This is a genomic window from Bacteroides sp. DH3716P, from assembly GCF_025914115.1.
Classification (GTDB): domain Bacteria; phylum Bacteroidota; class Bacteroidia; order Bacteroidales; family Bacteroidaceae; genus Bacteroides; species Bacteroides ovatus.
This window is the reverse complement of sequence record NZ_CP083673.1, coordinates 1985347-1999434: the sequence shown is the minus strand read 5'-3', so window position 1 is coordinate 1999434 and position 14088 is coordinate 1985347. Positions and strand designations below refer to the sequence as shown.

At 39.6% G+C, this 14088-nt stretch carries 14 protein-coding genes; 5 read left to right on the top strand and 9 right to left on the bottom strand.

The window, feature by feature from the left end:
- Positions 1–97 precede the first annotated feature (97 nt).
- The 8 genes from KQP79_RS07135 to KQP79_RS07100 all read right to left on the bottom strand — a co-directional run bounded on the left by KQP79_RS07135 (position 98) and on the right by KQP79_RS07100 (position 6296).
- A complete protein-coding gene (locus KQP79_RS07135) occupies positions 98–655 on the bottom strand; it encodes a hypothetical protein (protein ID WP_004305707.1) in 558 nt (185 codons plus the stop codon).
- A gap of 33 nt (positions 656–688) precedes the next feature.
- Entirely contained in the window at positions 689–1033 is a 345-nt protein-coding gene (locus KQP79_RS07130; protein ID WP_022199057.1) for a hypothetical protein, read from the bottom strand.
- 4 nt (positions 1034–1037) lie between these two features.
- Positions 1038–1577: an RNA polymerase sigma factor gene (locus KQP79_RS07125; RefSeq protein WP_061447625.1), complete on the bottom strand. Its 540-nt coding sequence runs from the start codon at positions 1575–1577 to the stop codon at positions 1038–1040.
- Positions 1578–1776: 199 nt separating this feature from the next.
- Positions 1777–1953 carry a DUF4250 domain-containing protein gene (locus tag KQP79_RS07120; protein WP_004302174.1) on the bottom strand — a complete coding sequence of 59 codons (177 nt, stop codon included), beginning with the start codon at positions 1951–1953 and terminating at the stop codon, positions 1777–1779.
- Positions 1954–2014: 61 nt separating this feature from the next.
- Positions 2015–3559, bottom strand: a complete 1545-nt coding sequence (locus KQP79_RS07115) for a carboxypeptidase-like regulatory domain-containing protein (RefSeq protein WP_022199055.1) — start codon at positions 3557–3559, stop codon at positions 2015–2017.
- A 21-nt stretch (positions 3560–3580) separates the two neighbouring features.
- Entirely contained in the window at positions 3581–4435 is an 855-nt protein-coding gene (locus KQP79_RS07110; RefSeq protein WP_022199054.1) for a FecR family protein, read from the bottom strand.
- Positions 4435–4986 carry an RNA polymerase sigma-70 factor gene (locus tag KQP79_RS07105; protein ID WP_004305689.1) on the bottom strand — a complete coding sequence of 184 codons (552 nt, stop codon included), beginning with the start codon at positions 4984–4986 and terminating at the stop codon, positions 4435–4437. Before KQP79_RS07105 ends, KQP79_RS07110 begins: the two co-directional genes overlap by 1 nt.
- Before the next feature lie 50 nt (positions 4987–5036).
- Positions 5037–6296 (bottom strand): carboxypeptidase-like regulatory domain-containing protein, encoded by a 1260-nt coding sequence (locus KQP79_RS07100; RefSeq protein WP_004312490.1) that lies wholly within the window; start codon positions 6294–6296, stop codon positions 5037–5039.
- A gap of 281 nt (positions 6297–6577) precedes the next feature.
- Here KQP79_RS07100 and KQP79_RS07095 point away from each other — a divergent pair, with 281 nt between their 5' ends.
- The 5 genes from KQP79_RS07095 (at position 6578) to KQP79_RS07075 (ending at position 11859) form a co-directional block, all read left to right on the top strand.
- The gene (locus KQP79_RS07095; protein WP_022199053.1) at positions 6578–7009 is read left to right on the top strand and encodes a hypothetical protein; all 432 of its coding nucleotides are present in this window, start codon (positions 6578–6580) and stop codon (positions 7007–7009) included.
- A 149-nt stretch (positions 7010–7158) separates the two neighbouring features.
- Positions 7159–7794: a DedA family protein gene (locus tag KQP79_RS07090; protein WP_061447626.1), complete on the top strand. Its 636-nt coding sequence runs from the start codon at positions 7159–7161 to the stop codon at positions 7792–7794.
- A 78-nt stretch (positions 7795–7872) separates the two neighbouring features.
- Positions 7873–8520 carry a DUF47 domain-containing protein gene (locus KQP79_RS07085; RefSeq protein ID WP_004325331.1) on the top strand — a complete coding sequence of 216 codons (648 nt, stop codon included), beginning with the start codon at positions 7873–7875 and terminating at the stop codon, positions 8518–8520.
- Positions 8521–8535: 15 nt separating this feature from the next.
- A complete protein-coding gene (locus KQP79_RS07080; protein WP_004312492.1) occupies positions 8536–9552 on the top strand; it encodes an inorganic phosphate transporter in 1017 nt (338 codons plus the stop codon).
- A gap of 51 nt (positions 9553–9603) precedes the next feature.
- The gene (locus KQP79_RS07075; RefSeq protein ID WP_004312493.1) at positions 9604–11859 is read left to right on the top strand and encodes a cation:proton antiporter; all 2256 of its coding nucleotides are present in this window, start codon (positions 9604–9606) and stop codon (positions 11857–11859) included.
- A gap of 175 nt (positions 11860–12034) precedes the next feature.
- On the opposite strand, the gene KQP79_RS07070 is transcribed toward KQP79_RS07075, so the two are convergent.
- Positions 12035–13681 (bottom strand): M64 family metallopeptidase, encoded by a 1647-nt coding sequence (locus KQP79_RS07070; protein ID WP_061447627.1) that lies wholly within the window; start codon positions 13679–13681, stop codon positions 12035–12037.
- Positions 13682–14088 lie beyond the last annotated feature (407 nt).

Sequence of the window (14088 nt, the reverse complement as noted above, 5' to 3'; positions counted from 1 at the left end):
TGCTAACTCGTTACCACTGTTTCTCAAATACTCAGTTAAATGTTTATTCTTCAAACGGTTATATTAAACCGTTGAAAATCTAAAATAAACCTAATATTTATTTCTGGTCCGGACGTGGAGCGCGAGATCTTTGCCCCTGGTGATGTCCCTGTCCCGGTTTCTGTCCTTTTCTTCGATCAAACTCTTTCTTAAACTTATTAGCATTCATCTTCTCCTGCTGATAAATCTTCAAAATCTGCTTCTGCGAAAGTATCTTGCTGAATTCATTGTAATACTTTTCACGAACATCCAGCATTTTACGGCTTTGAGTAAACTGGTTCCGTAACATGGTCGCAATCTCGTCATCAGTCATGGACGGCCGTTCTTTCTTAGCGTCTGTGCCTTGTCCTTTAGTTTTCTCTGTTCTCGCCTTATGAGTCATCATACGACATTCACGCAATTCTTTCAGATACTTCTCGTATACCGGAGTAAACTTAGCTGCCGTTGCATCATCCAACATCAATGTTTTTACTATTTGTTTAGTCTGCATCTGCACCATTTGTTCTGGTGTAGGACGCTGTTTTTTTTGTTTGTTATCCGTATTCTGTGCAGACAAAGTCATCTGGCTTCCCATCAGGAGGACGGCCATAATTACATAAATAAATTTAGTCTTCATAATCTTCACGTTTAAAATAATTGATTGAGTTACTTAATTCAAAAATATATCATTTTCAGAGAAGCTGACGAGCTCTTCCAACTCCTCATCCGATAGTTCTTTAATCCATTTATCTACAGATTCTGTACCATTAGCTAATACTTTCGAAGAAGACGTTTTCACCTCATCTGTTTGTCTCAAAGATGGAACAAACAAAAATCCGATCAATACTGCCGCCATGGTAATCACCGTAGAAATAATCAGCTTCATGTGAGATTTCCGCTGTTGCTTCACTCCGGCGCGTTCCATCACCTTTCGTTGCACATCCTCGAAGAATCCATCGGGGGTACGGTAAGGTGTCCGTTTACCAATATCGTCAAAATCAAAATCCTTTTTCATCATTCTATCTGTTTAATATATATTCCTTAATCTTCTCTTTCGCATAGTGGTAATTCACTTTTAGTGTATCCACTTTGCTATCCAGTACACGGGCAATCTCTTCATATTCAAGTTCATCGTAATAACGTAAGTTGAATACAAGCCGTTGCTTTTCAGGCAAACTTAGAATGGCCTCCTGAAACTTCACTGCCAGCTCATTTTCATAATCAATATAATCGGAAGCCTTCAACTTGCCCATCAACTCTTCCTGAACATCTTCTGCAGAAACAACTCCCTCATCTTTACGACCGTTCAGCAAGCGTAAACTCTCATTCGTGGCAATCCGGTAAATCCAGGTTGACAGTGAACTTTCTTCGCGAAACTGATCGATATACCGGAACACCCGGATAAAGACTTCCTGAAGCACATCCTCCGCATCTTCATGAGATACGACCAGTCTACGGATATAATTATATATCGGTACCTGAAAAGAGTCCATCAACATCTTGAATCCCCGTTCGCGATTCGAGGCACAAGCTTCACGAATTTTATTCTCGTTTATCATCAATTCTTTTTCTGAGCTTTATTAGTTAGAACGAAGAAGAGCGGGGAAGTTAAATACGGGAATCCGCATTTTGCTTTTATTAACAAGAAAGAGTAAGAGAGAAGCTGCGCATAAGATATAAAAAGTGCCTCCATATCCTTTGTAAAGGCGATGAAGGCACTTTTAGTAGTTTATCTATAAGTTGTAAACAAGAAAATGATTACCAGAACTTATTGTGTTCCACACTATATTCAAAGCCCACGGCTTTCAACTGATTCACTAATTCATCCTTGTCCACATTCATATCTTCACAAAGTTCGTCAAGTGAAGAATAACAATCACGTAACTTCATATTGATGACGCTGAACAACATCATCGGATCTTTTGGTAATTCCATAACATACAATCTTTTAAACCGGATGCAAAGGTACAGCAATCTCATTGAATGACAAAACAAATCAATCACCTATTTCTTCTATCTTCAAAGAGATCTTTTCTATCAGTTTACTGATTTCCTCTTCCAATGGGATCACGTTGAAGTCCCTCCAGAAGTTCTCATCATATTTGAAATAGGTGTCAGAGAAGATGGTACGGGTGGGCAATCTGTCTGTACGGGGAAATACGACCACTTGCTCGGTATCCACCTTGCAAGTAATCATCTCAAACCAGATATGAAGATCCCGGCTGCCGAACAGCATTTTTACCCGTTTCACTTTGAAATGAAGATCTCCACGGATATGGTGTATGTAATAAGTCCCTTGCCACGGTTTATAAGAAATTGTATATACCACCTTTTGAGAAATCATTCGCACGTTACGCGTACGCCTTTCGACAAACATACCTGCCGCATTCTTCACATATACAGGATGAACTTCCAGACGGGCTTGCAATAGAGCACTTGTCTCGGAATCAAGAAATAGCTCTCCACAAAAAAGAGGTTCGCTGATTCCCTTTTTCTGCTCAAAATGCACCACATTTACAAATCGGTCCTCTAAAAATGTTACTCCTTCTGAAGTATAGTCATAAATACCCTTCTCTACACTAGGAGTCAGGAACTCGGGCATATCTTTGATGATATCCATCTGGATACAAGCCTGAATTCCGGATTTTACTTTTACAAGCAAGCTGTCTTTTGCTTCTACATTACTTAGCCGACTCATCTTCAACAGCTTCACCTGATCCGGTACAGAAGAATATGAGGATGTCTTATAAACCTTAAACACAGCTTCCGACAAGTTTTGAAATTTGTTTTTCAACTGAACTCCTTCACGATAAAAAGTAGTCAGATATACCGGAGTATGCGAATAATTCTTATTCCGCCGCTCAATCATTTCACGCAAAAGTTTCTTTGGATCACTTCGACGAATCACCACTTCCTGCAAAGGGACAACTTTAGGTTCGAGACTAAGTATATTGTGCCGTCCAATCAGCAAAGCAAACTCTATGTCCTGTGAAAGATAACCTATATGAGAAAAAGTAATCGAATCATTTTTCAAAGAATCGGGTAAAGACAGTTTAAAATCTCCATTCTGATTCGTTATACTGCCAATAGATGTTCCTCGCACTCCAACAGTAGCAGAAGAGATAGGTATTCCTGTCTCCTTATCCAGCAAAGTACCGATAATGACAAAGTTTGTTATCTGTTCCGGAACAAAATCTTGTTGCACACGTACCTTTTTCTCCGAAGGGAGAGTAATCAGGATGTGAGTGCCCATCACTTGAAACTCCAGACTGGTATTTCCTACGATGTCATACACTGCCTGACGAATGGAACGTTCGCCTCCCTTTATCTTCACTACTGCATCATTATCAATGACTTTACTATCATAAATAAACATATATCCCGACTGTTGAGAGACATCACTCAACAATGAATAAACAGTACCTTTTATCTTGGGAAGTCTGACTATACGTTCCAGCACATCACTTCCATCCGCTCTCATCATATCGACGAAGAAGAAGAGTATCAGCAGAACGGACAGATAATGATAAGACTGTTTCATTTTTCCCAACTTTAATGAGTTCTATTCCGATAATAAAAGAATATCTCCTTGCCGGATACATTGCAGACCGAGCGCATTAGCTATCAGATTAGCTATAACTTCAGAAGATTCGTCAGAGAATTCGACAGTCAGCCGACGTTCCTCCAATGCCGGTGAGACAACTTGTATTTGCAAACTATCCGAATTCAAATTCATGACTTTCAGAATGTTCGCTAACGATTCATCTTTAAATCGTATATGCTTAAAGAAGCTCCCCCACTCTTCATTCTCCTTATCTGTATCCAAAACGACTAATCGTTGTGATCGCACTACTACCATTTCCCCCGCTTTTACATAACACTCCTGATTTCCTTTTTTTAGAGTAACCTTCACTATCCCTCTTTGTACGGATAAACGGAACGGAGCATTTTCATCACTTTGCACACTAAAAGCAGTACCTAGCACTTCAATCTTAGCTTGCTCCGTGTCAATCCAAAAGGGTTGTCCCTGCTTCTTTGCTACGTCAAAGAACGCATTTCCCTGTAGACTCACTTCCCGTTTATCAGCAATAAAATGTTTCGGATATAACAGGGAAGTTTCTTTTGCCAAGAGTACGACAGAACCGTCTTCGAGAGTCGTTGCCAAAGTGGAAACACCTTGATTTTCCTGTGTAAGAAGATGCTGTACCAGTTCTTTATCAGAACCGGTCACCCAATACAAAGTTCCCCAAATGACGCCTATCAAAACGGCGGCAACTGCTCCGTACCTGATCCATTGTGAATATTTGCGTGTATGGTGGCCTTCATCCACTTTCGCAAGTAAACGGTCATTGTCCAAGCGATTATACAATCGATTCCACGCCTGATCTGTCTTTATTTTATAAATATCTGTTTTCATCACTTCATGTGAATATAAATTTCTACTTCTTCTCGTAATGTCCGGAGGGCTTTTGTCATTTCAGCCTCTACTGTCTTAACAGAAAGCGAAAGCTGCGTCGCTATCTCGACATATTTCCGCCCTTCCAGACGATGCATCTCGAAAATCCTCCGTCTGCGAACCGGCAGCTTTTCAAGGGTTCCATTTATGAATCTCTCCAATTCCTCATACTCCATCTGTTGATGAGGATCTGTTGACTGCTCTGGGTTGGAAGTAGTCAATACAGTTTCACGGTATCTGTTCCGAACTTCCTCGTGTTCGCAATACTGCAAAGATTGATTACGAGTCGCTCTATACAAGTAACTTTTAACGGACTGAAAGATCTGTAAGCGCTCCCTTTCTTTCCAAAGTACATAAAAAAGTTCCTCCACAATCTCTTCAGCCACTTCCATTTGCCCGGTAATGCCTGCCGCATAACAGCAAAGAGGAAAATAGTAACGGCGAAAGAGTTCCTCAAACGCTTTTATGTCACCTCCCTTTATCTTTTTTAGTATGAGCAGTTCATCCAGCATACTTGCTTTTCTTTATGATTGACCTCAAATATAAGAAAACTATCCCTGTTTCAATTCGATTGCTTTTTTAATTTATCCACTGCGTGCTCCAAAGATTCCGTAGGTTCGATGATATTGTAGTTTCCCCAAAAGTCCGGACTCCAATATTCGTCTACTTTATCATAGAATATTTGATTCAAGCTGAAGGCTTCTTTGTTGGGAATAGTCTCCAACATTCCTTCTCTCTTGTCGGTCACGACCATTTCGGAAGCTACTGTATAGCTTGTGGAAAACAGTTTCTTCTTCCAGTCACATTTGAAACGGATTGTGTTGCTAATGTAATTCAGATAAGTTTTTCCATCCACATCTTTATAAGTGACCAGGTAGGACAGCTCTTGCGGCTTGAATCTTAAACCGAGAGGCTTTTTATATAGAATGGCAGTGGTTGCCTTCGATTTATCCTGCATGTCCAGACTCATCTCTATACGGGTAAATGACAAGCGTTCACGATCGATATATAATTTGCCATACAAGAGAGCATACATAAGGATTACCTTCGGGCGGAAATTAATAACATACTGCATACGGTTATCTATAAGCATGGATTCCGCCATCCAGAACTCATAATTATTCAATTCTTCCATATCGAGTAATGCTCCCTTGTTCTTCACAACATCCAAAGTGATGCTCAAGTTAGGGCCGCCAACAACCTTGACAGCTAATGTATCACTCGCTTTCTGGCTAAGCAGGCGACGTCCCTTCACCACCCTTACTTTGTCATAATTAGTATTTCTATTAGTGTAGGCTGTTTTGGACACATCAATTACAGCCTCCGATATACCGATATACCGACGCCCTTTCTGTACAGTCTCCCGATAAAATCCCGTCAGCATATCACGCTTATCACTATAATTTAGAGGAATCTTACTGATTGCCTTCTCTACAATCATACGTGGATTTTCAGCAAACACCACCACTTCATTCAGCAGGTTGGCATGAGGTGTCAGCCAAACCGTCAACTTAGAGGGTGTTTCTTTCTCCAGAGAGATATGATTATTTACATAACCTATATGTGAAATCTCTAGTTCGCGCGGCGCTTCTGTTTTTTTGATTTTCAAAGCAAATTCTCCTTCCGCATTCGTCACAGTGCCGATATTACTGCCATGCACAGATACATTTACGTTCTCCAGAGCTTTTTTATTTTGCTTGTCTTTCACCATACCAACGATTGTTAGATAATCTCCGGCATCTCCTTGCGCCCACACAGGAAAGCTACAAAGCAGCAAACAAATTGACAGCCATCCAACCAAGTGTTTTTCTACATTCTTCATACTGATGCTTTTTAAAGGTAAATAAATTACGTTTCTATTTATAAGAGCGCTCAGACTGGAAATACCCTACAGCTTTTACAAAAAAAAGAAAAAGAAATCATATTCCAATGTTATATCCGAGAATTAATAAGAAACAATGTACCAATGGGATAACATATACTCCGATGAAATTTACGATAAGCAACTTCAAAGAATAATTCCCGGTAATCACTGATATAATTGTTAATTATGCTTGTGAATATGTATTTCATATAAAAATAGTTTCTACCTTTGCGGCCGTTATGATGAAGTACATATTTTGTATACTATTAGGCGTATTTCTGTGTTGGGGATTCCATCTGATTTTCAACGAAGCACAAGAGGCATACCGGTTAGAAGCCGGTAGTAACGGCATACAAACCTATTCCAATTCATATACCTCTAAAGCTAGCATTATACAACTGGATCAAGAACAGAAACTAGTCAAGACAAAAGAATACGCCGGAAAGCAAAATTACAATAACGATAACGGCGTTTTAAATCCATTTTCCTTCCGCCACCTCTCTCCCTTAAAAATACTAAGATTCAATATTCCTTCTGTCACTATCCGCATACTAAGCTCGCTAAAGATTCAACTTCCTCAAAATCAATGGACAGGTTTTTCATATTATACCAATCTTTTTAAATATTCCGATAGATATCATATCTATTCATTAGGACACATACTCATTTAGCCATTTTATATCTTTTTTCGGCATAGGACAATTCAAGTCTTTTATGCCCCACTTTCTGTTTGCCTCCACCATTTGAGTGAAAAGAGAATTCACTATGGTCTGGAAGCCTATAACATTCTTTCATTACAATAATAACCAAAGTATATAAAATGGACTTTTTATTGGATTTTATACTTCATATCGATCAATATATGGTGATGATTGTGCGTGATTATCATGCCTGGACATACGCCATCTTGTTTTTTATCATCTTCTGTGAAACCGGATTAGTGGCCACTCCTTTTCTTCCCGGTGATTCTTTACTCTTCGTTGCAGGAGCCATTTCAACATTACCCGATATGCCCATCAGCGTGCATATACTTGTCATTATCTTATTTGCCGCTGCCGTATTAGGCGATTCCTGCAATTACATGATAGGACATTTCTTCGGTCGAAAGCTGTTTAATAATCCCAACTCCAGGATATTCAAACAAAGTTATCTGGAGAAAACACACGAGTTCTATAAAAAATATGGTGGGAAAACAATTATTCTAGCCAGATTTGTCCCGATAGTACGCACATTTGCACCTTTCGTAGCAGGAATGGGAAAGATGAATTACTACTATTTTATGATGTATAATTTAGTTGGTGGTGCGCTCTGGGTTGCCGTATTCTGTTATGCTGGTTATTTCTTCGGCGACCTTCCGTTTGTGCAGGAAAACCTGAAGTTACTGATTGTAGCCATCATATTTATCTCTGTATTGCCTGCCATTATAGAGGTAGTACGTGCCAAACTAAAATCTTAAAAACAGCAAACTATAATCTGTATTCATTTGTTACTAATATAAATAGAGAAGAAAAAACAATTTAAAGTTTTTACACTTATGAAAAATTCTTTTTTTAGCCGGTTTACTCCAAAGGAGCCCAAATTTTTCCCTTTACTGAAACAGCTATCAGAAGTGCTCTGCGAAGCATCAGTTGTTTTAATAGAAAGCTTGCAACATGACTCACCTACAGAACGTTCGGACTACTACAAAAAAATCAAAGACCTGGAACGGGAAGGCGACAGACTGACACACCTGATTTTTGATGAATTAGGTACTACCTTTATCACTCCTTTCGACCGCGAAGATATTCATGACTTAGCTTCCTGCATGGATGACGTCATTGACGGAATAAACAGTTGTGCCAAACGAATCTCTATTTACAATCCCCGTCCTATTTCAGAGAATGGCAAAGAGTTGAGCCGTTTGATTCAGGAGGAAGCGATCTATATATGCAAAGCCATGGACGAACTCGAAACATTCCGTAAGAAACCGACTCTTCTCCGTGAATACTGTTCCAAACTGCATGAAATCGAGAACCAGGCGGATGATGTATACGAATTCTTTATCACCAAACTTTTCGAAGAGGAAAAAGATTGCATTGAACTTATCAAAATAAAGGAGATCATGCATGAACTGGAAAAAACGACCGATGCCGCAGAGCATGTAGGTAAGATTCTCAAAAACCTGATTGTAAAGTACGCATAAAGCAAGCCGGAACACATGGAATTATTAGTGACTATCATCATTCTGGCTCTGATATTCGATTATATCAACGGCTTTCACGATGCAGCAAACTCAATAGCTACCATCGTATCTACCAGGGTGCTTACTCCCTTTCAAGCTGTAATATGGGCTGCTTTCTTCAACTTCGTAGCCTTTTTCATTGCCAAATATATAATAGGTGGATTCGGTATCGCCAATACAGTATCCAAGACTGTGGTAGAGCAATATATCACCCTGCCCATTATATTAGCAGGAATTATAGCGGCTATCACTTGGAACCTGGTTACCTGGTGGAAAGGGATTCCGTCTTCTTCCTCACACACCCTTATCGGAGGTTTTGCAGGAGCTGCCATTATGGCAAACGGATTTGAAGCAATTCAGCTTAACATCATTCTTAAAATTGCAGCCTTTATCTTTCTGGCTCCTTTTATCGGAATGGTCATTGCTTTCGGTTTCACTCTGTTTGTCCTCTACATCTGCCGACGCGCACATCCCCACACAGCCGAGCAATGGTTCAAGAGGTTACAGCTCGTATCCTCCGCCCTCTTCAGCGTCGGACATGGCCTGAACGATTCACAGAAAGTAATGGGTATTATTGCCGCTGCCATGATAGCCGGCCATTCAATGGGATTGGGCATGGGTATCAACAGCATCAATGACCTTCCCGACTGGGTTGCTTTTTCGTGCTTCACAGCAATTTCACTCGGTACGATGTCCGGTGGCTGGAAAATAGTGAAAACAATGGGAACAAAAATTACCAAAGTAACCCCATTGGAAGGAGTGATTGCCGAAACAGCAGGTGCTTTCACTCTCTACATTACGGAAATGTTGAAAATCCCCGTTAGTACTACACATACTATCACAGGAGCGATTATTGGAGTAGGTGCAACTAAACGCCTCTCTGCCGTTCGTTGGGGAGTAACCAAAAGCCTCATGACTGCCTGGATTCTTACAATTCCAGTCAGTGGACTCTTAGCTGCAGCTATTTATTATATTGTTTCCATCTTTTTATAGATGGAAACATATTATCTATCAGGAATGTTATAATAAATAAACCCACATCTAATGTCACACTTGCCAACTTTGATTGCCGACCTTGCGCTGATATTAATATCGGCCAGTATCATAACCTTGTTGTTCAAATGGCTAAAACAGCCTTTAGTCTTAGGTTACATTATTGCCGGATTGCTGGCAGGTCCTTATATTAATATTTTCCCTACAGTAGGAGATATTGAGAATATCAATATATGGGCAGAAATAGGTGTTATATTCCTGCTCTTTGCACTCGGACTGGAGTTTAGTTTTAAGAAGCTCATGAATGTAGGTTCCACAGCTTTTATAACGGCTATCACCGAAGTAATCAGTATGTTGCTCATTGGATATTTGGTGGGACAGTTATTAGGATGGGGCACTATGAATTCCATTTTCCTGGGGGGAATGTTGTCTATGTCGTCCACTACAATCATTATCAAAGCCTTCAATGATCTGGAATTGCGTAACCAACGTTTTACCGGTATCGTATTCGGTACTCTGGTAGTGGAAGACCTGATTGCTATCTTAATGATGGTGCTTCTTTCCACAATGGCAGTGAGTCAGGACTTTGTGGGTGAAGATTTGCTGATAAGTGTGCTCAAGGTCGTTTTCTTTTTAATCCTGTGGTTTCTCATAGGTATCTTCGTTATTCCGGCCTTTCTCAAAAAAGCAAAGAAGTTGATGAATAACGAAACTCTTCTGATTGTCTCTCTCGGTCTTTGTCTGGGAATGGTGGTATTGGCTACTTACACAGGTTTTTCAACAGCGCTAGGAGCATTTATCATGGGATCTATCCTTGCCGAAACCATCGAGGCCGAACATATCGAACATATCATACAACCGGTAAAAGATCTCTTCGGAGCTATCTTTTTCGTTTCGGTCGGTATGCTGGTGAATCCGGCTGTATTGGTAGAATACGCCTGGCCTGTCATCATCATTACACTGGTTACCATTATCGGCAAAGCCATTTTCTCTTCGTTTGGCGTACTCTTATCCGGAGAACCACTGAACACTTCCATCAAATCCGGATTCAGCCTGGCACAAATCGGAGAGTTTGCTTTCATTATTGCCGGACTGGGTGTTTCGCTCAAAGTGCTTGATCCGTTTATTTCACCTATCATTGTGGCTGTATCTGTTATTACCACTTTCACGACTCCTTACTTTATCCGTTTAGCCAATCCTTTTGCCGAATGGCTTTACAAAATATTGCCTACTAAAGTACAGGAGACATTAGATCGTTATGCTTCCGGCAAGAAGACCATGAACCACGATAGTGACTGGAAGAAATTACTAAAAAACATGATTGGGAGAGTTGTCATCTATAGCGTACTGCTCACTGCTATTTGGCTGCTGTCGATACAAATCATTTATCCCGCCATCAGCGAAATGTTTACTCCTATCACTATATGGATCAAATTGGTGATGTGTCTGGGTACTCTTCTGCTTATGACTCCTTTTTTATGGGCGCTCATCTCCAACAAATACAACTCTTCGGAATTATTCCTGAAGCTATGGAGAGACGAGAATTACAATCACGGACGCCTGGTTTCCCTGGTTCTGGGACGTGTATCTGTTGCTCTTTTCTTTATCACTAGTGTAGTCATCAGCTACTTTAAACTCAACTGGGGAATAAGTGTGATTATTGCCATAGCCGTAGTAGCATTGATTCTTATTCTTAGGGAAGACCTCACGCAATATTCACGATTGGAAACAAGATTCCTTGCCAATCTTAACCGACGAGAAGAGGTAGCTAAAAAACGGCACCCGCTAAAAACAAGTTTCAATAGCGAATTCAATGATAAAGACCTTGACTTGACATCTATCCTAGTATCGCCTTATTCCGATTACATCGGCAAGTCTTTAGGAGAACTTTCATTCAGGCAAAATTTTGGAGTAAATGTCGTCGCAATCACTCGTGGCGATCTGAACATATATATACCGAAAAGCTCTGAACACATCTATCCGCAGGATAAATTGACAGTAGTTGGTACAGATACACAATTACAGGAATTTAGAAATAGAATAGAAGATGTAAAAAGCACATCAGATACAGATGCAGTGGATAAAAAGATAACTCTCCACTCTTTCACGGTAGACGAAGAATTCCGCTTTTTAAATCAGACTATCGCGCAGTCTCATTTAGGAGAGAAGCATGACAGTATTGTTGTAGCCATTGAACGAAATGACGAACTGATTACCTTGGATAAAGACACAACTTTCCAATTAGGGGATCTCGTCTGGATTGTAGGCAACCGGGAAAAGATTAGAGAAATACTGTACTTAACGTAATTTGTATCTAAGCCAGAATGGAATACAAAAGTATAGTACCCACTATACAACAGCTTTAATGTTTCTGTATAGGCTGTATACTGCAATAAAGTTCTGATTCAAAATAAATACGTTACATATAAAGTCCAGATGAGGCTGAACTCAAAACTAAATTTGAAGTTCAGCCTCATCTGCTTTACTTATCTAACATTCTATTTACAAAGTGAGGACGTGTGAATGGTTTACTTGGTCCTACAGTTGGTTTAGCACTGCGCGTTTGTGATTTATTCTGCAAATCAAATACGGCAAACTCCTCATAAGACATTTGTGTACCCAAACTTCTTTCCATTATTTTATCATATATCGCTTTACGGGAAGGAGCATTAAATCCCTCGGTATTACTATTCATCATACTCTCTTCCGAAGGACGATACGCCCCTTTTATATAAGTACATGCCCCTTCAAATACTCCCAGTTTTTCTGACACATACCGATTATCATTCAAGAAAGCAGACCAAAGTACCTGAGATGGATCGGATGTAAAATCAACATTCTGCGCCCATCCTAATGTCTGCAGATACTGTACATTTTTTATTTCTTTAGAAGAAATAGTCCCATTTTCCTGATAAGCATACTCATCTTCCAATTTGGCAAAACCATGTCCAACAGCCTCGTGTACAAGTACCTGCCTGAAACTTTCACTTTGCAAATCGTATATCACCGGGCAATAAGCAATAGCAAACTCAACCACTTTCGTCTGATTAGTATAACCAAAATAAGTAGTTCCTGCATACGCAGGAGAATTTAGAATTACAACAGCCAATGTTTCACTCATATCTATATTATCCACGCATTGTACATAACGTTGTACAGCATTATCTTCACCGGAAATCCCCGTACTGTTTCCACCCGCCAGTTCACAACCAAGCGCTGTTTCATATCCTGTACCAAAAATATTGTGTTTCGAAACCGCAGTTACTGCATATACATTAAAATAATCTCGAAGTGACTTGATGGGTTCTTCCGTAAAAAGATTCTCAAAAGTTTTGTCCATAACCGCATCATAAGTTCCATCGTTAATTTCAGTATCTATAAATCCATCGCCCATAAGCACAATAGGAAGCCCTTTTCCCAACTTTGCTGTTTGCAGAACACGTACTTTTTTATCTGACGAATAATCAGTAGATTCACTAGCCACTTCCCCCCTTTGTATGATAGTAACTATCTCTACTACGATTGATTCCATATCAGTTACTTTCACAAAGTAGATATAGGCAGTACGGGAAACACCATCAGTATTAGGCAATACAGTCAGATTAAGCATGTAGGAAGAGGATGCACGAGTCTTTGTCTCCTGTGTCAGCCAAGTGCCAGTACCCAAAGAACCATAAATCAACAATTCATCTTCAGCTATATTCGTAGAGAATCTAATATCCAATTCCCCACCTTCAACAGATACATTATATATATTCTGCTCAAGATTCACAAATTCTGCCGGCTCCTGCTCTATGATTATGTTTTGTGTCAATGTCCCGGAAGTTAATGTAAGCGTTGCCGTACGTACACTTCCTGTTATATTCTCACTGATAGCAGTAAGCGTAATATTGCACGTACCCGCTTCTCCCGAAACCGGAGCGATTGTAAACCAATCCGCAACTGTACTCGCCTTCCATTCACGGGTACTCGTAAAACTGATTGTTACCTGCGAACCTTTAGCCGAACCCATCACGACATCTCCGACATTCTCTATCGAGAAGTTAGGATCTACTTCATCTTCAGTACAGGATACTATAAAAAACAAAAACAAGGGAAATAATAGAAAATAAATTGTTCTCATACCCATTACATGTTATTTTGTTATACCAAAGATAAGCTACATTTTCATTACCAGAAAATTTATTCGACAAATCGCCCTAAAAAAAAGACGTACGGACTTTTTTTTGAACTTTCCGATATAGAATAATAGTCATTCAAAAATAAAAAGGGGTTGAAAGTCTATGACTTTCAGCCCCTTTTCTATTATTTCAATCGTCTTATTCAGCGATTTTATTTCACTTCCTCAAAAGTAATAAATACTGTAAATCAAGAAATTACACAGAAACCGTGCCAAAATCGTGCCAAAAACACAATAAGTATCTATTAGCATATCAAAAATAGCACAAGTTACCACAGTTATTATAATAAATCAATGATTATAGGAAAAATCACCTATAACTACCTATACTTCATCACTATAGATAACAATTGCCT